Source organism: Streptomyces sp. NPDC043876 (assembly GCF_056435825.1).
In genome coordinates this window covers 221,071-247,351 of record NZ_JBWKDV010000011.1, presented here as the reverse complement: position 1 = coordinate 247,351, position 26,281 = coordinate 221,071, and the positions used below count along the sequence as shown (strand labels likewise).

General features: G+C 74.0%; 19 protein-coding genes, 1 tRNA gene, 1 pseudogene and 1 riboswitch. Of the genes and pseudogenes, 8 read left to right on the top strand and 13 right to left on the bottom strand.

Going from position 1 to position 26,281, the window contains the following annotated elements; all coding sequences use genetic code 11:
* Positions 1 to 47 precede the first annotated feature (47 nt).
* Complete coding sequence (locus tag AC0693_RS30595) at positions 48 to 1,619, bottom strand: RNA polymerase sigma factor (RefSeq protein ID WP_356405046.1); 1,572 nt, start codon at positions 1,617 to 1,619, stop codon at positions 48 to 50.
* Between the two features lie 213 nt (positions 1,620 to 1,832).
* Positions 1,833 to 2,597, bottom strand: a complete 765-nt coding sequence (locus AC0693_RS30590) for a class I SAM-dependent methyltransferase (RefSeq protein ID WP_478803459.1) — start codon at positions 2,595 to 2,597, stop codon at positions 1,833 to 1,835.
* 118 nt (positions 2,598 to 2,715) lie between these two features.
* Positions 2,716 to 2,823: riboswitch (ZMP/ZTP riboswitch) on the top strand.
* 76 nt (positions 2,824 to 2,899) lie between these two features.
* On the opposite strand from AC0693_RS30590, the gene AC0693_RS30585 reads away from it, so the two are divergent.
* A complete protein-coding gene (locus tag AC0693_RS30585; protein ID WP_356405293.1) occupies positions 2,900 to 3,745 on the top strand; it encodes a bifunctional 5,10-methylenetetrahydrofolate dehydrogenase/5,10-methenyltetrahydrofolate cyclohydrolase in 846 nt (281 codons plus the stop codon).
* A gap of 207 nt (positions 3,746 to 3,952) precedes the next feature.
* On the opposite strand, the gene AC0693_RS30580 is transcribed toward AC0693_RS30585, so the two are convergent.
* Positions 3,953 to 4,768 (bottom strand): helix-turn-helix domain-containing protein, encoded by an 816-nt coding sequence (locus tag AC0693_RS30580; RefSeq protein WP_478803458.1) that lies wholly within the window; start codon positions 4,766 to 4,768, stop codon positions 3,953 to 3,955.
* A gap of 128 nt (positions 4,769 to 4,896) precedes the next feature.
* On the opposite strand from AC0693_RS30580, the gene AC0693_RS30575 reads away from it, so the two are divergent.
* Complete coding sequence (locus AC0693_RS30575; RefSeq protein ID WP_356405052.1) at positions 4,897 to 5,202, top strand: 4a-hydroxytetrahydrobiopterin dehydratase; 306 nt, start codon at positions 4,897 to 4,899, stop codon at positions 5,200 to 5,202.
* 9 nt (positions 5,203 to 5,211) lie between these two features.
* Here the strand turns inward: AC0693_RS30575 and AC0693_RS30570 are convergent, their stop codons facing one another.
* The 6 genes from AC0693_RS30570 to AC0693_RS30545 all read right to left on the bottom strand — a co-directional run bounded on the left by AC0693_RS30570 (position 5,212) and on the right by AC0693_RS30545 (position 13,385).
* Positions 5,212 to 5,631 carry an RICIN domain-containing protein gene (locus AC0693_RS30570; protein WP_356405054.1) on the bottom strand — a complete coding sequence of 140 codons (420 nt, stop codon included), beginning with the start codon at positions 5,629 to 5,631 and terminating at the stop codon, positions 5,212 to 5,214.
* Positions 5,632 to 5,636: 5 nt separating this feature from the next.
* Positions 5,637 to 6,479, bottom strand: coding sequence for an aldo/keto reductase (locus tag AC0693_RS30565; protein ID WP_356405056.1), 843 nt, complete (start codon positions 6,477 to 6,479; stop codon positions 5,637 to 5,639).
* Positions 6,480 to 6,647: 168 nt separating this feature from the next.
* Complete coding sequence (locus tag AC0693_RS30560) at positions 6,648 to 7,466, bottom strand: ABC transporter ATP-binding protein (protein ID WP_478803457.1); 819 nt, start codon at positions 7,464 to 7,466, stop codon at positions 6,648 to 6,650.
* Entirely contained in the window at positions 7,463 to 10,162 is a 2,700-nt protein-coding gene (locus tag AC0693_RS30555; protein WP_478803456.1) for an ABC transporter permease subunit, read from the bottom strand. Before AC0693_RS30555 ends, AC0693_RS30560 begins: the two co-directional genes overlap by 4 nt.
* Before the next feature lie 10 nt (positions 10,163 to 10,172).
* Positions 10,173 to 11,447: an ABC transporter substrate-binding protein gene (locus AC0693_RS30550; RefSeq protein WP_478803455.1), complete on the bottom strand. Its 1,275-nt coding sequence runs from the start codon at positions 11,445 to 11,447 to the stop codon at positions 10,173 to 10,175.
* Positions 11,448 to 11,570: 123 nt separating this feature from the next.
* Positions 11,571 to 13,385, bottom strand: a complete 1,815-nt coding sequence (locus tag AC0693_RS30545) for an AMP-dependent synthetase/ligase (RefSeq protein WP_478803511.1) — start codon at positions 13,383 to 13,385, stop codon at positions 11,571 to 11,573.
* Positions 13,386 to 14,017: 632 nt separating this feature from the next.
* On the opposite strand from AC0693_RS30545, the gene AC0693_RS30540 reads away from it, so the two are divergent.
* Positions 14,018 to 14,434, top strand: a complete 417-nt coding sequence (locus AC0693_RS30540; protein WP_478740691.1) for a (2Fe-2S) ferredoxin domain-containing protein — start codon at positions 14,018 to 14,020, stop codon at positions 14,432 to 14,434.
* On the opposite strand, the gene fdhD is transcribed toward AC0693_RS30540, so the two are convergent.
* A complete protein-coding gene (gene fdhD / locus AC0693_RS30535) occupies positions 14,431 to 15,276 on the bottom strand; it encodes a formate dehydrogenase accessory sulfurtransferase FdhD (protein WP_478803454.1) in 846 nt (281 codons plus the stop codon). The two genes, AC0693_RS30540 and fdhD, sit on opposite strands and share 4 nt — an antisense overlap.
* A 231-nt stretch (positions 15,277 to 15,507) precedes the next feature.
* Here fdhD and AC0693_RS30530 point away from each other — a divergent pair, with 231 nt between their 5' ends.
* The 4 genes from AC0693_RS30530 to AC0693_RS30515 all read left to right on the top strand — a co-directional run bounded on the left by AC0693_RS30530 (position 15,508) and on the right by AC0693_RS30515 (position 20,435).
* The gene (locus AC0693_RS30530) at positions 15,508 to 16,449 is read left to right on the top strand and encodes a beta-ketoacyl-ACP synthase III (protein WP_356405068.1); all 942 of its coding nucleotides are present in this window, start codon (positions 15,508 to 15,510) and stop codon (positions 16,447 to 16,449) included.
* A 192-nt stretch (positions 16,450 to 16,641) separates the two neighbouring features.
* Positions 16,642 to 16,729: transfer RNA gene (locus AC0693_RS30525), tRNA-Leu, on the top strand.
* 155 nt (positions 16,730 to 16,884) lie between these two features.
* A complete protein-coding gene (locus tag AC0693_RS30520; RefSeq protein WP_478803453.1) occupies positions 16,885 to 19,350 on the top strand; it encodes a penicillin acylase family protein in 2,466 nt (821 codons plus the stop codon).
* A gap of 65 nt (positions 19,351 to 19,415) precedes the next feature.
* Positions 19,416 to 20,435, top strand: a complete 1,020-nt coding sequence (locus AC0693_RS30515; RefSeq protein ID WP_478803452.1) for an alpha/beta hydrolase — start codon at positions 19,416 to 19,418, stop codon at positions 20,433 to 20,435.
* 70 nt (positions 20,436 to 20,505) lie between these two features.
* Here AC0693_RS30515 and AC0693_RS30510 read toward each other — a convergent pair whose 3' ends face one another.
* From AC0693_RS30510 to AC0693_RS30500, 3 genes and pseudogenes are all read right to left on the bottom strand, one after another.
* Complete coding sequence (locus tag AC0693_RS30510) at positions 20,506 to 21,219, bottom strand: hypothetical protein (RefSeq protein WP_478803451.1); 714 nt, start codon at positions 21,217 to 21,219, stop codon at positions 20,506 to 20,508.
* A 402-nt stretch (positions 21,220 to 21,621) separates the two neighbouring features.
* Positions 21,622 to 22,341 (bottom strand): annotated as a pseudogene (locus AC0693_RS30505) (IclR family transcriptional regulator domain-containing protein); the annotation flags it as partial.
* 941 nt (positions 22,342 to 23,282) lie between these two features.
* A complete protein-coding gene (locus AC0693_RS30500) occupies positions 23,283 to 23,879 on the bottom strand; it encodes an RNA polymerase sigma factor (RefSeq protein ID WP_478803450.1) in 597 nt (198 codons plus the stop codon).
* 325 nt (positions 23,880 to 24,204) lie between these two features.
* Between AC0693_RS30500 and AC0693_RS30495 the strand changes: the two genes are divergently transcribed.
* Complete coding sequence (locus AC0693_RS30495; protein ID WP_478803449.1) at positions 24,205 to 26,226, top strand: hypothetical protein; 2,022 nt, start codon at positions 24,205 to 24,207, stop codon at positions 26,224 to 26,226.
* Positions 26,227 to 26,281: the final 55 nt, after the last annotated feature.

Below are 26,281 nucleotides of genomic sequence, written 5' to 3'. Positions count from 1 at the left end.
TGGCGACGCGGGCGGCCGGTACGGCGCGGGCTCCCGTCCGGACTTTTTTAGTCCAGGTAGTCGCGCAGCACCTGCGAGCGCGACGGGTGGCGCAGCTTCGACATCGTCTTCGACTCGATCTGGCGGATCCGCTCACGCGTGACGCCGTACACGCGGCCGATCTCGTCCAGCGTCTTCGGCTGGCCGTCGTTGAGGCCGTAGCGCATGGAGACCACGCCCGCCTCGCGCTCCGAGAGCGTGCCCAGGATGGACTGGAGCTGCTCCTGGAGGAAGGTGAAGGAGACCGCGTCGGCCGGGACGACCGCCTCGGAGTCCTCGATGAGGTCACCGAACTCGCTGTCGCCCTCCTCACCCAGCGGGGTGTGGAGCGAGATCGGCTCGCGGCCGTACTTCTGGACCTCGATGACCTTCTCGGGGGTCATGTCGAGTTCCTTGCCCAGCTCCTCCGGGGTGGGCTCGCGGCCCAGGTCCTGGAGCATCTGGCGCTGCACGCGGGCGAGCTTGTTGATGATCTCGACCATGTGCACCGGGATGCGGATGGTGCGGGACTGGTCGGCCATGGCGCGGGTGATCGCCTGGCGGATCCACCACGTCGCGTACGTGGAGAACTTGAAGCCCTTGGTGTAGTCGAACTTCTCCACCGCGCGGATCAAGCCGACGTTGCCCTCCTGGATCAGGTCCAGGAACAGCATGCCGCGGCCGGTGTAGCGCTTGGCCAGCGAGACCACGAGGCGGAGGTTGGCCTCCAGCAGGTGGTTCTTGGCCCGGCGGCCGTCCTCGACGAGGATCTCCAGCTCGCGCTTGAACGCGGGCTTGTGGTCCTCCTCCTCTTCGAGCTTGTACTCGGAGAAGAGGCCGGCCTCGATGCGCTTGGCCAGCTCCACCTCCTGCTCGGCGTTGAGCAGCGGCACCTTGCCGATCAGCTTGAGGTAGTCCTTGACCGGGTCCGCGGTGGCACCGGCGACCATGACGGTCTGCGCCGGGGCGTCGTCCTCGTCGTCATCCGACAGCACGAAGCCCTGGGTGCCGCCGACCTTGGGAGTCTTCTCCTCCTCCTCGTCGGCCAGGTCCTCCGCGGCCCAGTCCACGCCCTCGGGCGCGGCGGGCTCGCCCTCGTCGCCGTCCTTGGCGCCCTTCTTGGCGGCGGCGGTCTTCTTGGTGGCCGTCGTCTTCTTCGCGGCGGTCTTCTTGACCGTCCGCTTCTTCGGCTCGGCGGTGGTCTCGGCCGCCGCCTCCTCCTCGGTCCCGGAGGCCGGCGGTGCGGATATCGCCGCCGCGGCGGCGGGGGCCGCGGTCTTGCGCGCGCCGATGGGGCGCGGCGCGGCGGCCTTCTTGGTCACGGCGCGGGCGGGGGCCGCCGCCTTGCGAGCCTTCTTGACGGGGGCCTTCGCGGCCGGGGCGGCGCTGACGTGCAGCGCGACGCCCTCCTCGTCCAGAACCTGGTTCAGGCTGCGCAGGACCCGCTTCCACTGGTCCACCGGGATGCGGCCGGCCTCGAAGGCCTGGCGCACGTCGTCACCGTTGATGTGACCCTGTTCGCGGCCACGCTCGACGAGCGCGACCAGGGCCTCGGATTCGGCGATCTCCGGAGGGAACGTACGGGACGGGCTGAGCGACACAAGGAGCCTCTCGTTGCGGCAGATATAAGGGCGGGACGGGACATCATCGCGCGAACTCGTGGAACGGGCCCGAGGGGGGTCGTTATTCCGGCGCCGCGCGAAGACACCTGTCGCTTCATCGCATGCCCGAGTCGATTCGTTACGCCATGAATTGAGTGACCTGCGCCACGCTGTGTCCGCGCAACCTTTCGGCCACGGATCCGTCGGCCCTTTTCACCGTCCCGGTTTGCGGGCCTCGATGAGGAATCGTGCGGTGTGCGCCACGAACGGTCCTTCGCGATCGATCTGTTCGTGGAGCTCGCGGAGCCGGTCGCGGTACCGGTGCACCGTGAAGCCGGGCACCATCCAGATGACCTTCCGCAAGAAGTAGATCACGGCTCCGATGTCGTGGAACTCGGTGCGCAGCCGCTCCGAGCGCAGATCGGCCACTTCCAGCCCCGCCGCCCCGGCCGCGGCCACCGCGTCGTCGGGGTGCCGGGCGCGCCGGACCTCCGGCGGCTGCGGGCCGAGGAAGTACTCGACGAGTTCGAAGACGCTCGCCGGGCCGACCTGCTGCGAGAGGTAGCTGCCGCCGGGTCGCAGCACGCGCGCGATCTCCTCCCACCAGACGGTCACCGGGTGCCGGCTGCTGACCAGGTCGAAGGCCTCGTCGCCGAAGGGCAGCGGCGGCTCGTCCGCGTCCGCGACGACGACCGCCCCCTTCGGGTGCAGCAGCCGGGTCGCCTTGGCGATGTTCGGCGGCCACGACTCGGTGGCCGCCATCAGGGGCGGCAGGGCGCCCGCTCCGGCGAGCACCTCGCCCCCGCCGGTCTGGATGTCCAGGGCCGCCCGTACGCCCGCCAGGCGCTCGCCCAGCAGCCTCTGGTAGCCCCAGGAGGGGCGCTGCTCGGTCGCCCGGCCGTCGAGCCAGGAGAACTCCCAGCCGTCCACGGACACGGACTCCGCCTCGGCGACGAGCTGATCGAAATGAGGTGTCATGCCGCGATCGTCCCAGCTCGATGCCGGGTGATCCACTCGATTCCGCGCCGCGGCGGCCGCGGTCCGCCCCCGCCCGCCCGCGCGGCCCGGCGCACGCCGCGGGCGTCGACTACAGTGGTCGGCGGGCCGTGACTGGCGCTTGGGTGGATCACCACCGGGGAGCGGCCCGGCGTACCGCGGCACCGAGGTGTCCGTACGCCGACTGCCGCGCGCCTGGGCGATCCGCGATCCCGCAGCGACGTTCAGGAGACCCCGTGACGACTGCCCAGACCGTTCAGGCCCAGGACCGTACCGCCCGGCTGATGGACGGCACCGCCCTCGCCCGCCGCATCTCGGAGCGCACCGCCGTGCTGGCCGCCGGGCTCACCCGCCGCACCGGCACCGCGCCCTGTCTCGCGACCGTGCTGGTCGGCGAGGACCCCGCGTCCGTGACGTACGTACGCATGAAGCAGAACCGTTGTGCCAAGGCGGGCATCACCTCCCGGCACGTGGAGCTCCCGGCCTCGACGACCACCGAGGAACTGATCACCACCCTCACCGCGCTCTCCGTGGACCCCGAGGTCAGCGGCATCCTGCTGCAGCACCCGGTCCCGCACCACATCGACGAGCGCGCCGCCTTCGAGGCCATCGCCCCGGGCAAGGACGTCGACGGCGTCACCATGCACTCCTTCGCCGCCATGGGCTTCGGGCTGCCGGGCTTCGTGTCCTGCACCCCGGGCGGCATCATGCGGCTGCTCGCCGAGTACGAGGTCGACCTCGCCGGCAAGCACGCCGTGGTCGTCGGCCGCAGCGCCATCCTCGGCAAGCCCGCCGGCATGCTGCTGCTCGGGCAGAACGCCACCGTCACCTACTGCCACTCCCGCACCGAGGACCTGCCCTCGATCATCCGCCAGGCGGACGTGCTGGTCGCCGCCGTCGGCAAGGCCGAGTTCATCCGGGGCGAGGACATCAAGCCGGGCGCGGTGGTCCTGGACGCCGGGTACGACGGCAACCGCGGCGACGTCCACTTCGAGTCGGCCGCCGCCCGCGCCTCCCTGATCACCCCGGTCCCCGGCGGCGTCGGCCCGATGACCATCGCCGTCCTGCTGGAGCAGACCGTGCAGGCGGCCGCCGCGCAGGCCGGGCTGAGCCTCGCCGACCTCGGCTGACCTCCTCCCCGCGCCGGCCGCATGACCCCCGGGGTAATCGACCCGGCGGGCGGCGGACGGGAGAGTGGGGGCACCGGATCCCGGGCCGCCGCACTGCGGTCCGGGATCCGGCCCTGCTGAGTACCTACGGCGCGGCCGTCGGGTGGCTCGCCTGCCGCGAGCGCCCCGCCGACGCCCTGGTCGCGGCGGTGGGCGGCGGTGCGGGGCTCAAGGACCCAGTGAGCGCAGGTACTTCGCCGTCGCCGGATCGGCCGGCAGCAGGGTCTCGACGGCCAGCTCGGCGACGGTCACGTCCATCGGGGTGTTGAAGGTGGCGATGGTCGACACGAAGGACAGCACCTGTCCCTCGTGCTCGATCCGCAGCGGCAGCGCGAAGGGCGTCGCCGCGGATCCCGCCGGGTCCGCCGGGGCCGCGGCGTCCGCCGGGACGGTTCCGGCCGCCGCACCCGTGACGGGGTACGCCGCCACCTCCTCGTACAGCGCCCGCAGCGGCTCCGAACGGGCCAGCGCGATCTGCCGGTCCATCTGCGCCAGCAGGTGGCCCCGCCACTCGGCGAGGTTGTGGATCCGGGGCGCGAGCCCTTCCGGGTGCAGGGTGAGGCGCATCGCGTTCAGCGGCGGCTCCAGCAGGTGCGCGGGCAGTCCGTCCAGCAGCATCGCGATGCCCCGGTTGGCCGCGACGACCGTGTACGTCCCGTCCACGACCAGTGCCGGGTAGGGCTCGTAGGCCGTCAGCAGCCGCTCCAGTCCCTCCCGCAGCGCCTCCAACTCCGGCGCTTCCAGCGGGGTGTGCGCGTACCGGGGGGCGTAACCGGCCGCCAGCAGCAGGGCGTTGCGCTCGCGGACCGGCACGTCGAGCCGGTCGGCCAGCCGGATCACCATCTCCTCGCTGGGCCGGGACCGGCCGGTCTCCACGAAGCTGATGTGCCGGGAGGAGGAGTCCGCGCGGCCCGCCAGCTCCAGCTGGCTGATCCCGCGCCGCTCCCGCCAGGCCCGGAGCAGAGGTCCCACCGACATCGTCATGCGGGCGACGTTAGCCCAGGCGCGCCACGGCGCGAAGGGTACGCCCGGGCGTGCGCTGTGGGAACCTTGACGACACGTCACGGGGACGACGTCCGGAGACGACATCACGGGGACAAAGGAGCCTGCCCATGCCGAGTCAGCCGCTGTCGCAGAAGGAGATCGAGGACCGGTTGCGCGAACTCCCGGGCTGGGCCTTCGAAAACGACCGGATCGTACGGACCTACCGGCTGGGATCGCACGTCGCCGCGAGCGCGCTGGTGGCCCACATCGCCGCCGTACAGCACGAGTTGAACCACCACGCGGACCTCACCCTCGGCTACGACACGGTCCGGCTCGCGGTGAACACCCACAGCGCGGGCGACGCCGTGACCGAGACCGACTTCGGCCTCGTCCAGCGGGTCCACGACCTGGCCCCCGCCCACGGCGCGAGCTGACCCGCCGGCTCACCCGTCCGGGGGGACGGCCTCCAGCCGCCACCACTGCGCGGGCGAGTCGGTGTCCTCGGCCTGCCGGACGCGCCCGTCCCCGGCCGCCTCCAGCGGCAGTCCGCTGATGCACGCGACCAGCGAGACCACGCCCGGCGCGTCGAGGTGCTCCTCGACCAGCCACTCCTGCGCGCCGAACGCGTTCGCCCGCCACAGCTGGACCCGCGCGCCGCTCTCCGTCGAGGCGTTCGCGACGTCGAGCAGCCTGCCGTTCAGCGCGCTGACCACGTGGAACACCGCGCCGCCGCCGTGCACCGGTACGACGTCCCACAGCTGGGCGGCCGGCAGCGGCGGCGGGCCCTCGGGCCCGACCCGCACCCGGGACGTGCCCTCGGCCTCCAGCAGCAGACCGCCGGCGACGTTCCGGATGCGGTGCACGCGGCTCAGGCGTCGAAGCCGGCCGGGTCGGGGCCGATGCGCCCGCCCGCCGACGACAGCGCGTCGAGCGCGGCGATGTCCTCGGCGTCCAGCTCGAAGCCGAAGACGTCCAGGTTCTCGCGGATGCGGGCCGGGGTGACCGACTTCGGGATCGCGATGGTGCCGAGCTGGAGGTGCCAGCGCAGCACCACCTGGGCGCCGGTGCGCCCGTGCTTGGCGGCGACCGCGGCGACCGCGGGGAGGGTCAGCAGGTCCTTGCCCTGGCCCAGCGGGGACCAGGCCTCGGTGGCGATCCCGAGGTCGGCGTGCACGGCGCGCAGCTCCGCCTGGTTGAAGAGGGGGTGCAGCTCGACCTGGTTGACGGCCGGGACCAGCGGGCTCTCCTCGGCCAGCCGCGCCAGCTGCGGCTGCCCGAAGTTGGAGACGCCGACGGCCTTGGCGCGGCCGCTCGCGGCGATCTCCTCGAAGGTCTTCCAGATGGCGAGGTAGTCCTCGCGCATCGGGCGCGGCCAGTGGATCAGGTACAGGTCGACGTGGTCGAGGCCCAGCTTGGCGAGCGAGGCGTCGAACTCGCGCAGGACGTTGTCGCGGCCCCAGGTCTCGGACGGGCCGTTCCACAGCTTGGTGGTGACGAACAGTTCCTCGCGGGGCAGGCCGGAGGCGGCGAGGGCCTTGCCGGTGCCGGTCTCGTTCCCGTAGATCGAGGCGGTGTCGATGCTGCGGTACCCGGCTTCCAGGGCGCTCCCGACGGCCCGCTCGGCCTCGGCGTCCGGGATCTGCCAGACGCCGTAGCCGAGCTGGGGCATGAGCGTGCCGTTGTTGAGCTTGATGGTGGGGACCTGGTTCACGTGGTCGTTCCCTCGACTCGGTGCGGTGCTGTTCAGTGCGGTGCTGTTCCGTGCGGTGGGGCGCCGTTGCGTGCGGGGGCACGCCGGCGCCACGGCCCCGGGGGACCGTACGACCGGCGACAACCGGCCATCCTGGCGCTCTATTCCCCCTACCCGCGCCCGCCCCCCTCACGCGCCGCCCAGGTACGCCTCCCGGACCAGCGGGTCCGCCCGCACCCGCGCCGGCGTGCCCTCGGCCAGTACCGTTCCGAGGTCCAGCACCACCACGCGGGCGCACAGCTCCATCACGAACGCCACGTCGTGCTCGACCAGCAGCACCGCGCACCCCTCCTCCGACGCGAGCCGCCGCACCACCGCGGCCAGCTGCTCCCGCTCGGGCGCCGGCATCCCCGAAGCCGGCTCGTCCAGCAGCAGCACCCGGGGCGGATCGGCGACCGCCCGGGCCAGTTCCACCATCCGGGCGCTCCCCACCGGCAGGCCACCCGCGTACGCCGGTCCGAGCGCCCCCAGCCCGCAGTCCGCCAGCACCCGCTCCGCCCGGGCCCTGCGCTCGCGCTCCCGGCGCCGCCGGGTCGGCGAGCCGACCAGGTCCGCGGCGAGGCCGCCGCCCCCGCCCCGCCACTCCTGGGCCACCAGCAGGTTGTCGGCCACGCTGAGCTGCCCGAACAGCTGCCGGCGCTGGAAGGTGCGGCGCATCCCGTGCCGGGCCCGCCACACGGCGGAGCGGCGCGTGACGTCCACGCCGTCGAGCAGCATCCGGCCGCCGTCGGGCCGCCGGATGCCCGACAGGACGTCGAACAGGGTGGTCTTGCCCGCCCCGTTCGGCCCGATCAGCCCGCACACCTCGCCCGCCCGGACGCCCAGGGACACCCCGTCCAGCGCCCGGACCCCGCCGAACCGCACGGAGATCTCCCGGGCCTCCAGGACGTACGGGCCCGCCTGCGCCGCCGCGCTGCCGGCCGGGCCCCCTTCCGCGGTCCGCGTCATGAGCCGATCCCCAGGTAGGCCTCGGTGAGCCGGTCCGCCTCCACATCGGCGCGCGGTCCGCACCACGAGACCCGGCCCTGGGACAGGCAGGCGACGGTGTCGGCGACGCCGAGGATCCCGGCGGCCTTCTCCTCCACCAGCAGCAGCGCGGTCCCCGCGTCGCGCAACTCGGCGAGCACGCCGTACACCTCCTCCACCACCCGCGGCGCCAGCCCCAGCGAGGGCTCGTCCGCGATCAGCACCCGCGGCGGGCGCTGGAGCAGCGGGGCGAGGGCGAGCATCTGCTGCTCCCCGCCGGACAGGGACCCGGCGGCCAGGCCCCGGCGCTCCCGCAGCCGGGGAAAGCGCGCGTACACGGCCTCCCGGGCGGGGGCCTCGGGGAGGTACACGGCCAGGTTCTCCTCGACGGTGAGCGAGGGGAAGATGCCGCGCCCCTCCGGTGCGAGCAGCACCCCGGCGCGGGAGCGGCGTACGGGCCCGTCCCGGGTCGCGTCCCGCCCGTCGACGTACACGCTGCCGGCCGCGGCGCCGAGGAGCCCGGCGGCCACCTTGCAGGCGGTGCTCTTCCCGGCGCCGTTGGGCCCGAGCACGGCCAGGATCTCCCCGCGCCGGACGGTGAGGTCCACCCCGTGCAGCACGATGCCCCCGTCGTACCCGGCGCGCACCCCGCGCAGCTCCAGGACGGCTCCCTCGGCGCCGGCCGGCGTGCGGAGGGCGGCGGTGTCGGGGGCGGGGCCCTTCTCCGGGGCCTGCGCAGGGACCGCCCCGGCCGCGGCCGCGGCCCGGGCCGCGGTCCGCCGCCGGGCCAGCCGGGTCGGGAGCGCCGCGCAGTAGCCGTCCGGGTCGTTGGCCAGGGCCACGCCCGCCAGCCCGAACAGGATCACCGGCAGGTGGGCCGAGGTGGTCACGTAGTCCGCCAGCACCCGCGGTGCCACCGCGAAGACGAGCCCCGCGACCACCGCGTACTGCGGCCTGCGCACACCGGCGGCGACGACCACGGCCAGCCACACCAGCCCGGTCAGCGCGGTGAAGTCGGTCGCCGTGATCCTGGTGTTGTAGGACGCGTAGAGCACGCCTCCGAAGCCGGCCAGTCCCGCCGACAGCGTGAACAGCAGCAGCTTCGTGCGCAGGACCGACACCCCCGACGCCACGGCCGCCGCGGGGGCGGAGCGTACGGCGAGCATCGCCCGCCCCGAGGGGGAGCCGCGCAGCGCGCTCAGCCCGGCCGCGACCAGCGCCACCAGCACCACCAGGGCCACGCCCATCGCCCGGTCGTCGGAGAGGTCCACCGGCCCGGCCGCGGGACGCGGCAGGGACCACCCGGCGTCGCCGTTGCGCAGCCACGGCAGCTGGAAGAGGACCTGGTCCGCCAGGAACGCCAGCGCGAGCGTGGCCAGCGCCAGCGAGCGCCCGCCGAGCCGCAGCGCGGGCAGCGCCACCAGCGCGCCGAGGACGGCGGCGGCGCAGGTGCCGGCGGCGAGCGCGGCGGCGAAGGGCCACCCGCGGCTCATCAACAGCCCCGCGACCAGCGCCGCGCCCGTCACGAAGGTGGCCTGTGCCAGCGAGACCATCGAGCCGAGGCCGGTGAGCACGGTGAAGGACATGAACACCAGCGCGATCGCCAGGCCCTGCGCGATCAGCCCGCTCCAGAACGGCGTGGTCACGGTGTACAGGGCCGTGCACAGCAGCGCCGCGGCCGCCGCCCAGGGCCCCCAGCGCCGCCGCCACGGGGCGCCCGCGAGGTGGTCGGGCGGCGGTGCGTCGGCGGCGGCCGTCCCGGCGGTCCGGGCCCGCCGGGTCAGGACGAGCAGTCCGGCGAAGAGGATCAGGAACGGTACGGCGGTACGGAACCCGGTGATCCGCTCGGTGAAGGAGGCGTACCCGGCGACCAGGTTCTGCAGGACGCCGAGGCCGAGCCCGCCCGCGAAGGCGAGCGGGACCGAGACGAACCGCCCCAGCACCGCCGCCGTCGCCGACACGAAGAGGAACAGGGTGAAGTCGTGCGCGGACAGCCCGAGCAGGGGAGTGGCCAGTACCCCGGCCAGCCCCGCCAGCGCCGAGGCGATCATCCACGCGATGGAGGAGAGCCGGTCGGCGCTGATCCCGCGCAGCTCGGTGAGCGATCGGTTGTCCACGGACGCCCGCAGCCGCAGCCCGAGCCGGGTGCGCCGCATCAGCACCCACAGGACCACCGCCACCACGGCCGTTACCACCCAGGTGATCAGCTGGTCGGAGTCGACGCCGACCCCGTCGAGGGGCTCCCAGGAGCGGGCGGGGCTCGGCCCCACGCCCGGCAGCCCGAACTGGTTCTCCGCGGGCAGGACGTCGGCGCCCGCGTCCGCCAGCAGGTCCACCACCCACAGACCGGCGGCCGGCAGCGCGACCAGCAGCCCGATGGTGGCGACGATCTGTGCGCTCTCGCCGATCCGGGCCAGGCGCCGGAACATCAGCCGGTCGAGGCCCCAGCCGAGGCCGGGGGCGAGCACGAGCACGACGAGCAGGGCCGCGGGGACGGCCGGCCAGCCCAGGCCCGAGTGCAGCTCGTAGAAGGTGAGCGCGCACAGGTAGGCGGTGGCCCCGTGCGCGAAGTTGAAGAGTCCGGAGGCCGAGTACGACAGCACCAGCCCGGTGGCCAGCAGCGCGTAGAGGGCGCCGGAGACCAGACCGCTCAGTACGAAGACGAGCAGATCGACCATGCCGTCGCCCCTACGTGAAGGGGACGGGCTCGCGGCAGGTGAACGGGACGGCGACCTCGTACGCCCCGTTCCTCAGCCGTACGAGCGCCCCGCAGCCGAAGCTGTTCTTCTGCCCCAGCGGCTCCGCCCGGTCACCGACCAGCGTCCCGGTGTCGGAGAAGCCCTGCGCGGCCGCTTGGAAGGACTCCGCGGTCAGCTCGCGGCCCGCCTTGCGGGCGATCGAGAGGAAGAGGTCCGCCGACATGTAGCCGGTCAACATGTGCATGTTGAGCGGGACTTCGCGACCGTCCGAGGCGGCCTTGATGTCCGCCTTGAACTGCGCCATCTTCGCGTCCGCCGACTCGAAGGGCTGGAACTGCAGCAGGACGTACACCCCGTCCAGGGCCTGCCTGGTCGCGTCCTTGGCGAGCAGCCCCGGGTCGTAGTCGGTCGGATCGGACAGCAGCCCCCGGTACCCGGCGCGCTTGAGGGCGGTGAACAGGCCGATGTTGTTGGGGGTCTGCATGACCGAGACGACGGCGTCGGGCGCTGCGCCGCCGTTCGAGGAGAGCAGGTCCTTCACGTACGCCGACCAGTCGCTCGGCACGGCGGTGGCGGGCACGCTCGCCTTGGCGTAGGAGACGGTGAACCCGGCGCTCGCGAAGCCCTGGGAGAAGGTCCGCACGCCGAACTTTCCCGCGTCGCTGTCGTTGGCGATGACGGCGACGGACTTGCCCTTCGCCCCGCCCAGCACCTGCCCGATGCCCTCGGGCCAGGTCTGGTTGAGGGTGCCGCCGGGGGTGGGGACCAGGCAGTCGTTGAACCCGTAGATGTAGGTGGGTCCGCAGAAGGCGGGCGTGGTGCCCCAGCCGAAGGTGGGCACCCGCTGCTGCTGGAGGAAGTCGGCGCCGGAGAAGGTCACCGAACTCATCGGGGACACCGCGAAGACCTTGTCCTGCTGGACCAGCTTGCGGGCGGCCGCCAGGTTCTTGGCGGGGTCCTGGCCGTCGTCCTGCGCACCGGTGTAGTCGATCTTCCGGCCGTTGACCCCGCCTTCGGCGTTGGCGCGCAGGTAGCGGGCCTTCGCCCCGAGGTCGGTGTCCTTCTTGCTGTAGCCGCCGGCGCTGGTCATCGAGACGATGCCGCCGACCTTGATGGAGGTGCCGCTCACCCCGCGGACGCTCCCGCCGGTCGCGCCCGCGCCCGTACCGGAAGGCGAACCGTTGCCGCCGGCCGCGGAGTTGCAGGCGGAGACGAGGGCGAGAACCGCCGCGGCGAGGGCGAGGGCACGGATCGGACGCAGCATGAGTGGAGTCCCCTCCGGTCGGAATCCCCGCATTCTGTGCGTGAGCTGACGAGGCGTCAATATCAATGACGAGTAAAATGACGAACCGTCAGTTTGATGGAGGGGTCGCGTCGCGGCCGGTCGTCAGCCCTGGTAGAGCGCGGAGACCTCCCGCTCGTACGCCGCCTCGATCGCCCGCCGCTTCAGCTTGAGCGAGGGCGTCAGCAGCCCCCGCTCCTCGGTGAACTGGTCGGGCAGCACCCGGAAGGCGCGGATCGACTCGGCCTGCGATACGCGGGTGTTGGCGGTCACCACCGCGCGCCGGACCTCCGCGGCGAGGTCCTCGTCCCGCGTCAGGTCCGCCGCGGGCAGCTGCGGGCGGCCGCGCATCGCCAGCCAGTGCGCCACCCCCTCCATGTCCAGGGTCAGCAACGCGGCGATGAACGGGCGATCGTTGCCCACCAGTACGCACTGCGACACCAGCGGGTGCGAGCGCACCCGCTCCTCCAGCGCGGTCGGCGACACCGACTTCCCGTTGGAGGTCACCAGGATCTCCTTCTTGCGCCCGGTGATCGTCAGGTAGCCGTCCGCGTCGAGCCGCCCCAGGTCCCCGGTCGCCAGCCAGCCCCCGCGCAGCACCGCGCCGCTCGCCGGCGGGTCGTTGAGGTAGCCCGAGAAGACGTGCGCCCCGCTCAGCCACACCTCGCCATCGTCCGCGATGTGCACCGAGGTCCCCGGAATCGGACGGCCCACCGTCCCGTACTTCGTCGCCCCCGGCGGATTCGCGGTCGCCGCCGCGCAGGACTCGGTCAGCCCGTACCCCTCGTACACCGTGACCCCGGCGCCGTCGAAGAACAGCCCGAGGCGCCGCGACATCGCCGAACCACCCGACATCGCGTACCGGATCCGGCCCCCGAGCGCCTCGCGCACCTTCCCGTAGACCAGCTTGTCGAAGAACTGGTGCTCCATCCGCAGCGCCGCCGACGGGCCGGGACCGGTGCCGAAGGCCTTCTGCTCGCGCGCCTCGGCGTACCGCACCGCCGTCTCCACCGCCCGGTCGAACGGGCCCGTACGCCCCTCGGCCTCCGCCTTGCGCCGGGCCGCCGCGAACACCTTCTCGAAGACGTGCGGCACGCCCAGCACGAACGTCGGCCGGAACGCCGCCAGATCGGGCATCAGCTCCGCCGCCGCCAGCACCGGCTGGTGCCCGAGCTTGACCCGGGAGCGGATCGCCGCCACCTCGACCATCCGCCCGAAGACGTGCGCGAGCGGGAGGAACAGCAACGTCGAGGCCGGCTCGCCCGACCCCGCCCGGAACACCGACTCCCACCGGGTCGCCAGCGTGTCCGCCTCGTACATGAAGTTGGCGTGGGTCAGTACGCAGCCCTTGGGGCGGCCGGTGGTGCCCGAGGTGTAGATGACCGTGGCCACCGCGTCGGGGGTCACCGCGCTCCGGTGGCGGTGCACGACGTCGTCCGACACGCTCCGGCCGTCCGCGACGAGCTGCTCCAGGGCGCCCGCGTCCAGCTGCCACAGCCGGCCCAGTTGCGGCAGCCCCTCGATCACCGAGCCGACGGTCATCGCCTGGTTCTCGTCCTCGACCACCACGGCCGTGCAGCCGGAGTCGAAGAGGATCCAGTACGCCTGGTCGGCGGCGGCCGTCGGGTAGACGGGCACCGGCTGCGCGCCGACCGCCCACAGCGCGAAGTCGAACAGCGTCCACTCGTACCGGGTCCGCGCCATGATGCCGACCCGGTCACCGAACCGGATCCCCTGCGCCAGCAGCCCCTTCGCCAGGGCGAGCACCTCGGCGCACAGCTGGGCCGAGGTGACGTCGTGCCAGACCCCGCGGATCTTGCGGCCGAGCACCACCCGGTCCGGGTCCTGGAGGGCGTACTGGAAGACGGTGTCGGCCAGGCCCCCGACGGGCGCTTCCGTCACGACGGGTGGGACGGTCATCTCGCGCACAGCCGGCTCCTCTCGGCACGACTCCGCTCCGTACAGCGCCGGTGACGGTACCCCACCCCGGGGTCCCGGCGGGAGGGGACCGGAAGATCAGTTCCGCCGCCATCATCACTGGTCAGCGCGGAGCACCGGGCCGCGAACGGTCCCGCGGGGGAGACCTGCGGCGAATCTCCACGAGACCTGCGCCGCCCGCGCACGCGGGGGAGGCGGTGACCGCTGCGGGCGGCGCGCCCCGAGGAGGCCCGGCGCGGGCGGGGCGGGGGGCCGGGCGGGCGCGGATCGGGCGGCCCGGGCCGCGCGGATCCGGCGCTCCGGGCCGCGCGGATTTCGCGCTGCGGGCCGCGCTGCGGGCCGCCCGCGGCAGCGCCCCGGGCCGCCCGCGGCAGCGCCCCGGGCCGGCCGCGGCCGCGCCTCCGCGGTCGGCCCGAGGCAGCGAGCCGCCTGCCCGGCCCGCCCGCGGCAGCGAGCCCGCCTGTCCGGCCCGCGCGCCCGTGCAGTTGATGGGGTGCGCGGTGCTCGCCCGCCGCCGCGCGGCCGGCCCGGACCCCGAACTCCCCGCCAGGCGTGTGGCGGAGGTCTCGCACACGGCCCAACACCCCGCGCCCGGCGCCCGGTAACGTGCGTCGGTGACCTGGATACGCCCCCACTCCGCCCATGCCGAACGCCCCTGCACCCTGGTGGTGTGCCGGGGCTGCTGCTGCGGCGACCCGCGCAAGAACCCCGGGACCGACCACGCCGGCCAACTGGCCCGGCTCCGCGCGGCCGCCGAGGAGTCGGGGGGCCGCCTGGCCGTCCGTACCGTCGACTGCCTCGGCCCCTGCGCCCAGGCCAACGTGATCGTCGTCCAGCCCGCGACCGCGGCCCGCCGCAAGGGGGCCCGCGCCGCCTGGTTCGGCTGGGTCATGGACGACACGGCCACCGACGACATCGTCGGCTGGGCCCTGGCGGGCGGCCCCGGCGTGGCCCTCCCGCCGGACGCCCTCGACCTGCACCGCATCGAGCCCCCGGCCCCGAAGAAGACCCGCCGCGGCCGCAGGCTCTAAACGGTGTCCCGAGCGGGCAGCAGGATCCGCTCCTCGCCCGCGTAGACGTTCATGTTCGGGCCGCGCAGGAAGCCGACGAGGGTGAGCCCCGACTCGACGGCCAGGTCCACGGCCAGCGAGGACGGCGCGGAGACCGCGGCCAGCACCGGGATCCCCGCCATCACCGCCTTCTGCGCCAGCTCGAAGGACGCCCGCCCCGACACCAGCAGGACCGCCCCGGCCAGGGGCAGCCGCCCCGCGCGCAGGGCCCGCCCGACGATCTTGTCCACCGCGTTGTGGCGGCCCACGTCCTCCCGTACGTCGACCAGCTCGCCCTCCGCCGTGAACAGCCCGGCCGCGTGCAGCCCGCCGGTGCGGTCGAACACCTTCTGCGCGGCGCGCAGCCGGTCCGGCAGCTCCCCGAGCAGGCCGGCCGGTATGCGTACGGGGTCGGCGGCGATCCCGGGGAAGCGGCTCGCCGTGCGGACCGCGTCCAGGCTGGCCTTCCCGCAGAGTCCGCACGAGGACGTCGTGTAGACGTTCCGCTCCAGCGTGATGTCCGGGACCGGAACTCCGGCCGCGAGCTGCACGTTGACGATGTTGTAGGTGTTGCTGCCGTCCTCGGTCTGTCCGTCACAGTAGGTGACCGCGCGGATGTCCTCGGCGTGGGCGAGTACCCCCTCGCTCACGAGGAATCCGGCCGCCAGCGCGAAGTCGTCGCCCGGGGTGCGCATGGTGATGGCCAGCGGCTTTCCGTTCAGCCGGATCTCCAGCGGCTCCTCGGTCACCAGCGTGTCCGGGCGCGTCCCGGCCACACCGTCGCGGATCCGGACGACGCGGCGACGCTCGGTGACCCGTCCCATGGCGATCAGCCCACCCGTTCTCTCGTCGTGCCGGTCCGCCGGCCCGTACGGACCCGCTCCGGGCCTGTCAGGTTCATTCTCGCGTATCGCTCCATACCGGTGCTCCGCAGGAAGATCCTCTGGAATCTCCAAATTCCACCGCAGGAATCCTGTCGGGTCACGCGCACCCGTACCGGTCAGTAGCAGGCAAAGCTGGGTCATCCTGACTGCCGTACGAGGGGGATCCTGCCCATGACCGGTTCACGCGTGGTGGCTCTGGGGCACTACCAGCCCGCGAAAGTGATCACCAACGAGGACCTCGCGGTCATGGTCGACACGAACGACGAGTGGATCCGCTCCCGGGTGGGGATCAAGACCCGCCGGATGGCGGGCCCCGACGAGCCCGTGGACGAGCTGGCCTTCCAGGCCGCGGGCAAGGCGCTGGCGAGCGCGGGGCTGACCCCCGACGACATCGACCTCGTCCTCGTGGCCACCTCGACCGCGATCGACCGCTCGCCCAACATGGCGGCCCGCGTCGCCGCCAAGCTCGGCATGGGCGCCCATCCGGCCCTCATGGACATCAACGTCGTCTGCTCGGGCTTCACGCACGCCCTGGCCACCGCCGACCACGCGATCCGCGCAGGCTCCGCGACCCGCGCGCTCGTCATCGGCGCCGACAAGATGACCGAGATCACCGACTGGACCGACCGCACGACCTGCGTGCTGACCGGCGACGGCGCGGGCGCCGCGGTCGTGGAGGCCTGCGAGGAGCCCGGCATCGGGCCCGTCCTGTGGGGCTCGGTCCCGGAGATGGGCCACGCCGTCCGCATCGAGGGCACCCCGCCGGTCTTCGCCCAGGAGGGCCAGTCCGTCTACCGCTGGGCCACCACCCAGCTGCCGCCGCTCGCCCGCAAGGCGTGCGAGCGCGCCGGGATCACCCCCGAGGACCTCGCCGGGGTCGTCCTGCACCAGGCCAACCTGCGGATCATCGAACCCCTCGCCGCCAAGATCGGCGCCGTCAACGCGGTCGTCGCGCGCGATGTCGTCGACTCCGGCAACACCTCGGCCGGCAGCATCCCGATGGCCCTCTCCAAGCTGGTCGAGCGCGGCGAGATCCCCTCGGGCGCCCCCGTCCTGCTCTTCGGCTTCGGCGGCAACCTCTCGTACGCGGGCCAGGTCATCCGCTGCCCGTGAGCCCCGCCGCGGCCCCGCGCCCCGCCCCCACCCCCCCGCAGGCGCACGTCGACCGGCGGCGCACCCGCCCGCACCCCCCGGGCCGCACCCCGCCCCGGCAGGCTGCTGACCACCGTTTATGCGGGTGAGGAGCACTCCGAACCTTTGCTATTGTTGTCCATGTCGCCGCGGGAAACCGGGGCCGACCACCTGGTCCGGGTGGCGGAATGGCAGACGCGCTAGCTTGAGGTGCTAGTGCCCTTTATCGGGCGTGGGGGTTCAAGTCCCCCCTCGGACACCAGCAGGAACCCCACTCCGGTGGGGTTCTTTTGCGTTTCCGGTGCCGCCCCCGTCCCCGCCCGCGGGCCGTCGGGGGCGGTGTCATCGGGATTTCATCGGGGTTCCTTAGCGTGGTCGAGTTCGGACAGGGCTCGCACGGCGGGGGAGGACGGTTCGATGGGGCTCAGGAGCATCAGGGCAATCAGGACGCGGCTGCCCGTGGCGGTCGTGGTCGCGGTGGCGGTGATGGGCACGATGGCGGCCGTGGGGGCGCCGGCCGGCGGCGGCGGGGCGGCGGGGGCGGACAAGCCGACGATCCGGTACACCGAGTACGGCATCCCGCACATCATCGCCTCCGACTGGGAGGGGCTGGGCACGGGCTACGGGTACGCGGTGGCCAAGGACAACATCTGCACCCTCGCCGACACCTATCTCATGGTCAACGCCCAGCGGTCGCGCTATCTGGGGCCCGACGGCAGGACCAGCCCCGGCGAGCACCAGAACACCACCAACAACCTCAACAGCGACCTGTACTTCCAGCGGATGAACGACGACCGGGTCGTGGAGCGGCTGATCGGCCTGCCCGCCCCCGACGGGCCGGAACCCGAGGTCAAGGACGCCATCCGCGGCTACGTCCGGGGGTACAACAGGTACCTGGCCGAGACGGGCGTGAACAACATCTCCGACCCCGCCTGCCGCGGCGCGGCCTGGGTGCGGCCGATCACCGAGCTGGACGTCTACCGGCACGCGCACGCCGAGATCATCATGGGCACCGCCGACGCGCTGCTGGAGGGCGAGGTGAACGCGGCGCCCCCCGGCGCGTCGGCGGCGCCGGCCCAGGCGGCCCCCTCGCCCGAGGAGACCGCGAAGAGGATCCGCGACGCGATGGCCGCCGGCCGGCAGCAGGGCATGGGGAGCAACGCGCTCGCGGTCGGTTCGCAGGGCGTGTCCGGGGGCACCGGCATGCTCCTCGCCAATCCGCACTTCCCCTGGCAGGGCAAGAACCGGATGTGGCAGAGCCAGTTGACGATCCCGGGCAAGGCCAACGTTTCCGGGGCCAGCCTGCTCGGCTTCCCCGCCGTGAACATCGGGCACAACGACGACGTCGCCTGGACCCACACCGTCGCCACGGTCGCGCCGTTCGGCTTGTTCGACGTGCAGGTGGACCCGCTGAACCCGACCAGGTACCTCGTCGACGGCGCCTGGCAGCAGATGACCTCGCAGCAGGTCGGCGTCGACGTACGGAAGGCGGACGGCACCGTCGGCAGGGTCACCAGAACGCTGTGGGCCACCCGTTACGGCCCGATCACCACCTCCGTCCTCGGCACCCCGCTGCCCTGGGTGGTCAGCGCGCACGCGGTGCGCGACGTCAACATGGACAACCTGCGCGCGCTCAACACCTGGTTCCACCTCGACCAGGCCAAGGACGTCGACGACGTGGTGCACACCCTGGAGAGCACCCAGGGCGTCCCCTTCTTCAACACCATCGCGACCGACCGCAAGGGCAACGCCCTGTACGCGGACATCCAGGCCACCCCGAACATCACCGACGCGCACGCCCGGTCGTGCCTCACGCTGACCGGCCAACTGCTGTTCGACCAGACGCTGCGGCTGCCGAACGTACCGCCGGTCTCCGTCCTCGACGGCAAGCGCAGCGCGTGCGACTGGCCCGACGACCCGAACGCCGTGGCGCCCGGGCTGCTGGACCCCCACAAACAGCCCCGCCTGATCCGGTCCGACTTCGTGGGGAACGCCAACGACAGTGCCTGGCTTGCCAATCCGGCCCAGCCGCTGTCCTTCCCCCGCGTGATGGGAGACACCGCGGCGCCCCGGTCGCTGCGCACCCAGGAGCTGATCCTGACCGCGCAGAACCGGATCAACGGCAACGACGGCCTCCCGGGCAGGGGCTTCACACCGGAGAACATGCGGCAGTTGCTGTTCACCGACAACAGCCGGGCCGCCGACCTGGCCCTCAACGCCACCGTCGCGGCCTGCCAGGGCGCACCCTTCGGGCTCGTCCTGGTGGACGGCAACCTGGTCAACGTGAGCGAGGCCTGTCCGGTGCTGGCCGCCTGGAAGGACCACGACTTCACGGCGGACAGCAGGGGATCGTGGCTGTTCGAGAACTACTGGGTCCGCCTGCTCGGCGGTCAGGCGATCGAGAAACTTCCGTGGCGCGTCCCGTTCGACGCCAACGACCCCGTGCACACCCCCAATTCGCTGGATTCCGGCAACTCGGCGGTCCGCGACGCGCTCGCCCGCGCGGTGCTCTCGCTGCGCACCGCGGGCGTGCCGCTGAACGCCCGGCTGGCGGACGTCCAGAAGGTCACGCGCAACGGCGAGCAGATCCCGGTCCCCGGCTCGATGAGCGAGCTGGGGGTTCTGAACGTGGTCACCCCGGGCCTGGTCGACGGCACGTTCGACATCACCTTCGGGTCGAGCTTCATCCAGCAGGTGCGGTTCACGGCCGACGGCCCGCCGCAGACCTCCTCGGTACTGGCCTACTCGCAGTCGGCGAACCCCAACTCGGCCCACTACGCCGACCAGACCAGGCTCTTCTCGGCGGGCCAGTGGGTGACCGAGCGCTACACCGAGAACGACATCGCGGCCTCTCCGGTCCTGGAGGTCAAGGTCCTGGACTGAAACCGCCCGGCCGCATGATTCACCGACATGTCCATTGATTGATCGAGACACCGAAGGAGCATGCTGTGACGAGGACTTCGAGCCGATGGCGCGCGGTGGTGGCCCTGATGGCCGCGATCGTGGCCCTGGCCGTGCCGGCGGGTGCGGCGCGGGCCGCCGACGGGACCGCGCCGCCGGTCATGACGGACGGCTTCGGCCTGACCCAGGTCGACGCGCCGGTGGGCGGCGCGACCAACTTCTACATCACCGTGACCACGCCCGAGGTGGCGGGCAAGCACCACATAAAGATCATCCTGCCGAGCGGCTACCACGACGATCCGGGCAGGCGCTACCCGGTGCTGTACTTCCTGCACGGTTCGCCCGACGACCCGATCCAGCAGAACTATCCGGCGCTCACCACCTCGAACCAGATGATCACCGTGATCCCGGACGGCGGGCCCCGGGGCTGGTACGCCAACTGGCTCAACCAGAAGACCGCGGCCGGAGCCCAGAACTGGGAGACCTTCCACCTCAAGCAGGTGATCCCGTTCATCGACGCCAACCTGCGCACCATCGCCGCCAAGAAGGCCAGGGCCGTCGCGGGCATCTCCATGGGCGGGTTCGGGGCGTTGCACTACGCCCAGGTCCGCCCCGACCTGTTCGCCCAGACGGCGTCCCTGTCCGGCGACGTCGACCTGTCGGTCAGGTCCATGGACCTGCGGATGGCCGTGGTCGGCTCCCTGGTCGCCTACCAGCCCAGCGTCGACAGCGACGCCGTGTTCGGCTCGCCCTACCCGGTGTTCAACGCCGACTGGCGGTTCAACGAGGTCGATCCGGCGGCCCACATGAACAAGCTCGCGGGCGTCGGAGTCTCCCTCTACGTCGGCAACGGACGCGGTGACGTGACCGACCCGGAGTTCTGGGTGGAGAGCGCCTCCCAGCACGTCAAGGACAGCATGGACGCCCTGCACATGCCCTACTACTACGTCGACTACGGTGACGGCTCCGCCTGGGGCAGCCAGTGCAACGGCGGCCACAACGCGGGCTGTTGGGAGCAGGACCTGCGGGACCTGATCCCCCGGCTGGAAACGGCGTTCGCCGCCTGACCGCCTGACCGCTGACCGCCGGCCGGGTCGGCGCCCTCGCGCGCCGGCCCGGTACGCCACCCCCGCCGCGTCAGGCGGTCTCCTCCGGCCGGGCGGTCAGGCGCGCCGCCGTGAGCCAGAGGCCGGGGGGCAGGGTCGGTTCCGCCTCGGTGTCCATCAGCATGCGGGCGCAGAACTCGGGCCCGTTCCCCTCCTCCGGGAACTGCTCCAGGTAGCACGCGCCGAGGAGCCGGTAGCGCGGGTTGCCGGTGTGCAGCCGCCGGTGCTGCTCCGCCTCCGACTCCAGGTCACCGCTGCCGCGGACGAAGTCCTCGGCGAGCAGGTAGTCCGCGAAGGGCTCGGCGTGGGAGGCCAGTTCGTGGACCAGGATCTCCACCAGGCAGCCGGGCCAGTCCAGTTCGGCGCCCGCCGTGACCTTGACCTTGATGGCGAAGCGTCCGGTGGGGTGCGTCTCGCGCCAGGCGCGCACCTCGTCGGCCGTGGCGTGGGTCAGGTCCTCTTCCGCGCCGGACGCCGTGAAGCCCGACAGGCAGGTGCCGCCGCCGGGCTTGCTGCCGAAGGATCCGTACACCACCACCTGCGTGTCCGGTACGTTCCCCAGCTTCACGAGAAGGGGCGTGGCGAGGCCGTCCTGGACGGATACCAGGGTGTCCCCGTCCGGTTCCTCCCACAGCTTCCACCGCGCGTCCGCCGGGACCGCCGCCCGGTCCACCGCGGTGAGCTGCGCGTGCGCGAGCATCCAGATCGCGTCCGATAGGAAGGTTCCCCCGAAGCTGATGGTCATGCTGCTGCCCCCTCGGCATCCGTACTGACGTCGCGGGAACACTATCCGCTGGTTTGCAGAACAGGCCGGGAGAACAGGGCAATTGACACCGGCACGTGGCGCGCGGGCCGTTCAGGTGTGCAGGACGACCAGGCCGCCGCCGGTCCCGAGCGGGGGCAGCGGGGCGAAGGTGCGGGGGAGGGCGAGGACCGGGCGGCCGCGCTCCTCTGGTCCGGGCGCCGCGTCGAAGAGGTACGCCGCCTCGGCGGCCGGATCGCTGACCAGGTGCGGCCCCCGGGACGCCGCGGCGCCGGCGGCGCGGGTGTGCCGGGTACGGAAGGCGCCGCGCAGGTGGCGCAGGGTCTGTTCGGCGGTCGGCGGGCCGGCCGGAGGGGCCGCGTCGACCGGGGGGAGCGCGCCGGTCAGCAGCAGGGCGAGCAGGACCGGTACGGCCTTGCGGCGCAGGGTATCGGTGGCGGCGCCGAGGCGGTCGGCGTGCGCCACGGGCAGGGACAGCGCCAGGCTGCTCGCCGTACCGCCGGCTCCGAGCGGCACCGCCGAGCAGACCACGCCGGGGGAGTACTCGCGCAGGTCGAACACCGGCTCGCCCGGGGCCAGCGCGTCCAGGGTGTGGAAGAGGACCCGGCAGTCGGTGATGGTGCGCGCGGTGAGCCGGGCGGGCCGGTGCCGCGCCACGTGGTCGGCCCGGTCGTCCGGACCGAGCTGGGTGAGCAGGCACTTGCCGACCGCGCTGGCGTGGGCGGCCGCGCGGAAGTCGATCCATTCCTCGACGGGCGGGGTGCCGGGCCCGTCCGCCACCTGGGTGATCCGGACCTCGCCCCCGGCGTACCGGCTGAGGTAGAAGGCGGCGCCCGCGCTGTCCCGGGCCAGCGCCAGGGTGTGCTGGAGCTGGGCGGCGAGCCCGTGGCCGCCGGGGGCGCCGAGACGGTCCAGCGCGGGACCGCGCCCGAAGACCCCCGCCGCCGGGCGGTTCGCGTACTCCTCCTCGCACAGCATGGCCAGCACCGGGCGGAGTTCTGCCTCGGCCAGCCCCGTCTCCCGTCCGATCCGGGCGGCGCCGACCCCCAGGGGGTGCCGCTCGATGGCGCCCACGACGGCCAGCGCGCGCCGCGCCGCGGCCAGTGCCCCGGTGGTGTCGGCATCGGCCGCGCGGGGACGCGTACCCCGGCGCGGGGCGGAAGGGGCGGAGGCGATGCAAGGGGCGGCCGGGGCGGCTTCCGGCAGGCCTTCCCCGCGGCCCGCCCCCGGGGGGACCCGCCCCCCGGCATCCGGCCCCCGGCTCACCCGCCCGGCCTCCGGGCCCGGGGGACCGTCCGGCTCGCGGGCCGGGGCGGTGGGCAGGAACGCGGGGAGCACCTCGGCCAGCCCGGGCCGGGGCAGCGGCACCGGACCCAGATCGACGTCCTCCAGCTGGTCCACGTACCGCAGGACCCGGGCCTGTGCGCACAGCCGGATCTCGCGCAGGTCGCGCGGCCCCCCGGGGAGGTAGCCGAGGCGGGCGAGGTCGGCGGCCCAGAACCGCGCGTCCTCGTGTTCGCCGCGCCGGGAGTGGTCGAGGAAGAGGCAGTAGGCGGCGGCTTCGGTGTGCGCGGCGCCGGAACCGGCCGCGAACTGCCACCAGAAGCGGGCGCCGTCGCGCAGTCCGGCGAGGTGCAGCAGACAGGCGAAGACCAGGGCGCCGGGCGGATCACCGCACCGGCCGGCGGCGAACGCGCGCAGCCGCGCGGCGGCTTCGGGCCCGCAGACCACGGCCAGGCTGACCGCTTTGAGGTCGCGGCGGGCCTGCTCGGCCTCCACGGGCCGGTCGCGGGCCGGATCGCTCCAGCCGGGCGGTCCCGGGCGGGCGCGGGCGGCGGCGGCCCCGGCGGCGGCCGCGCGGGTGCGCAGCAGCAGCCGGGTCTCGGCCGCGCCCAGGTCGTAGTGCGGGTAGCGGTCCGGGACCCGGGCCCGGGCCAGGAAGTGGGCCAGGGTGCGGGCGGGACCGCCGTTCCCGCCGTCCCCCGGGCCCGCGTGCCCGGTGCGGCCCGGATGCTCGGCGCTGTCCGCGTGCTCGCCGTGGTGGGTCATGGCGCGGGCTCCCCGCCGAGGAGCCGGGCGAGCCTGCGGCGCGCCTGGCTGAGGTGGGAGCGCACGGTGGCTTCCTCGACGCCCATCACGTGGGCCGCCTCGCCGGTGGTGCAGTGCAGTCCGTAGCGCAGCAGGACCGCGTCGCGCTGGCGCTCGGCCAGCCGGGAGACCGCCGTGTAGAATCGGATGCTGTCCGTCAGCACCTCGTACGGATCGACGGCGGCGTCCTTGAGGGCGGCCTCGAAGGCGCTGATGTCCATCGGCCGCGGCCGCCGCTCGCGCGTGCGCTGCACGTCGACGATCCGGTGTTTGAGGACGGTCCAGGCGTACGCCTCCAGCCGGTCCATGTGGAGCATCCGGAGCCACTCGTTCATGATCGCGTCGAAGGCGGCGTCGACGGCGTCCTCCGCGTCCGCTTCGGTACCCAGCTGCAGGTACGCGAATCTCATGTACGCGGGCCGCCGGTCGGTATGGAAGGCCCAGTACGACAGGCGCGCCCGCGTGTCCCACTGGCTCATGGGCGTCGCCGGCCGCTGCCGTCGGCTCGGCAGCCCCACCGCCCCACCGGATTCCTCCGGTCCGCCATCGCTCACCGCTCCACCTCTCCCCCTCGTGGCACTGGAGGTGCTCGCCCCCCACCCTGCCAGCGTTCGGGCGGGCGTGCGGGCGCCGCGGAGAAACGGGTGAACGCCCTGGCCGGTCCTGGTCGTTGGGTGATCGACTCCGATCGCGGGCGGTGCCGAACTGTCGATTCCCCAGCGATTGCGCATATGACGTACGGGCATTCCGGCGATCGCCGCCGGTCAGCGGCGCACCGGCGGGGCCCGGCGGCGGACCGCGGGGAACGTCGGCCCCGGCGCGCCCGGCCGGACGCGGCGCGACATGTGACCATCCCAAGATTCACTCGTTTGTCGGACCGTGGGCACATCACAGCGATTCGGCTCCACCGCCGTCGAACAAGCCGAGGCGGTCCTCGTCGAGCAGTACCCCCACCTGGTACGGCTCGCCTACCTGACGCTCCCGGACACCCTCGGGCGGCACGCCCGGGTGCTCCTCGCGCACCGGGCCGTCCAGCGGGCGCTGCCCCGGGCGGGCGGGGGTGGCGAGCCGCAGCGGCCGGGCGGCGCACCGCCCGGCCGGGCGGTGCCCGGAGCTCGGCGAGAATCCGGCGGTCCGGGGGCGCCGGGAGGAGGGTCCGCGACCGCGGCGGGCTCCGCCCCGCCCACCGGCCCCGGCGGTCCGCTCGGCGGGGTGAGGGCCCGGGTGCTGCGCGCCGCGCTGGCCCCCGGGCGCCGGCCCGGGTCGGCCCTCGCGCGGTTCGGGTGGCCGCCCGCGCCCCCCTTCGTCTGGGGGCTGCGGCTCTGGCCCCCGGCGGGCGGGATCGACGAGACCGCCCGGCTGCTCGGAGGGGTGGCCGCCGAGGTCCGGGCCGCCTTCGTACTGCACCGGCTGGACGGGCTGGCCGAGGAGGCGGTGGTCCGGGTGCTGGCCGCGGCCGGAGCCGCCGCCCCCGCCGACAGCGTCCGCGAGGCCCTCGCCCTGCCGGTCGGCGAAACGCTTTTGCGGTCCACGGAGTTCGACGCCTGCGTCGTCAACACCCGGCCCACCGACCTCCTGCGCCGACGCCGCCGGGTGCGCGCGGGGTGGGCCGCCGCGGCCGTACTGGCCCTGGTCGCCGGGGTGGCGGTGGCCGACGGGGCTCCGCCCGGGCCGGCCGCGCGGCCCGCCGCCGGGAGCGTGACCGCCGGAGCGCTGGATCCGGCCCGGCTGGTCCGCGTCCCCGCCGCCGCCTGGTCCGACACCGCCCGGGTCGACTTCACCGCCTGGCCCGCGCGGGGCGCCCGGGCGGGGGACCGGGCCCTGCTCGCGCGGGCGCTGGGGGCCTGGGCCGCCCGGTCCCCGCAGGTGCCGGTGACCGCGGCGCCCGGGACCCCGGTGGACCCGCCGGGGCGCCCGCCGCAGCTGCTGTACGCCGGGGACGTGGACGGGCGTGCGGTGGTGCTGTTGCTCGACGCGGACCGGGTGGTGCGCTACGGCGAAGCCGCCGGGGGACCGCGGGACCGGGAGCTGGAGTTCGCCCGTACCGACGAGGCCGGGGTCACCACCGCGGGCGCCCTCGCCGTGGGCCGGGCGGGCGGCCGGGCCCGCTACCTGCTGGCCCCCTGGATCGCCACGGCCGCCGTCCTGGACCTGGCGCGGCCGGGCGACGCCGGGCAGCCGCTGGCCGTGGCCGCCGACGGACTGACCGCCGCCGCGGCGGTGCCCGCGGCGGCCGGGCCCTGCGCCGGGTGGCCCGTGCTGGCCCTGACCTCGTCCCCCCGGATCGTGGAGAAGCACTCCTTCGTGCTCGCCGACCTCGGCGCGCTGACGCCCGTACACCTGACCTACACGCCCCTGCCGGACGGGCCGGGCGCCGTGCCCGCGCGCCAGCCGAGGGAGGCGACCGGGCCCGCGGCGCGCGCCGCCTGGGCGCCGGTCGCCTGCGGGCTGGGGGACCTGCGCGGGGGCGGGGTGCGGGCCGTCAACATCTGGGACTTCGCCGCCACCGAGCTGCCGGAGGGCGGCGGGCGGGCCGTCTGGTCCTGCACCCGGGCCTCCGGATGGGCGGGACCCGGCGACGTGCGCGTCCGGCTCCGGCCGCCGTCCGGCCCGCTCCAGGAGGTGGCCCGGGCGCGGTCCACCGCGGCCTGCGGCCGGTTCGGCCAGCACCTGCTGGTCGGGACCCGGTGGCGGACGGCCGCCGGACACTGGTTCCAACTGGCCGCCGGGAGCCGGGAGGTCACGTCCGTCACGGCCACCGGAGCCGTCCGCGCCGAGGCGAGCGGCCACAGCCTGAGCGTCCCCGCCGGACCCGAGGGAGCCCCCGTCGCCCTGACCGGACGGCTCGCGAGCGGCGCCCGCGTCACGGCGCTCGACGGGGCCGCCGGAGGCCGCGACTGAGCGCCGCGCGAAGCCCCTCCGACGGCCGTTCCGACGGCCCTTCGAAGACTGCTCC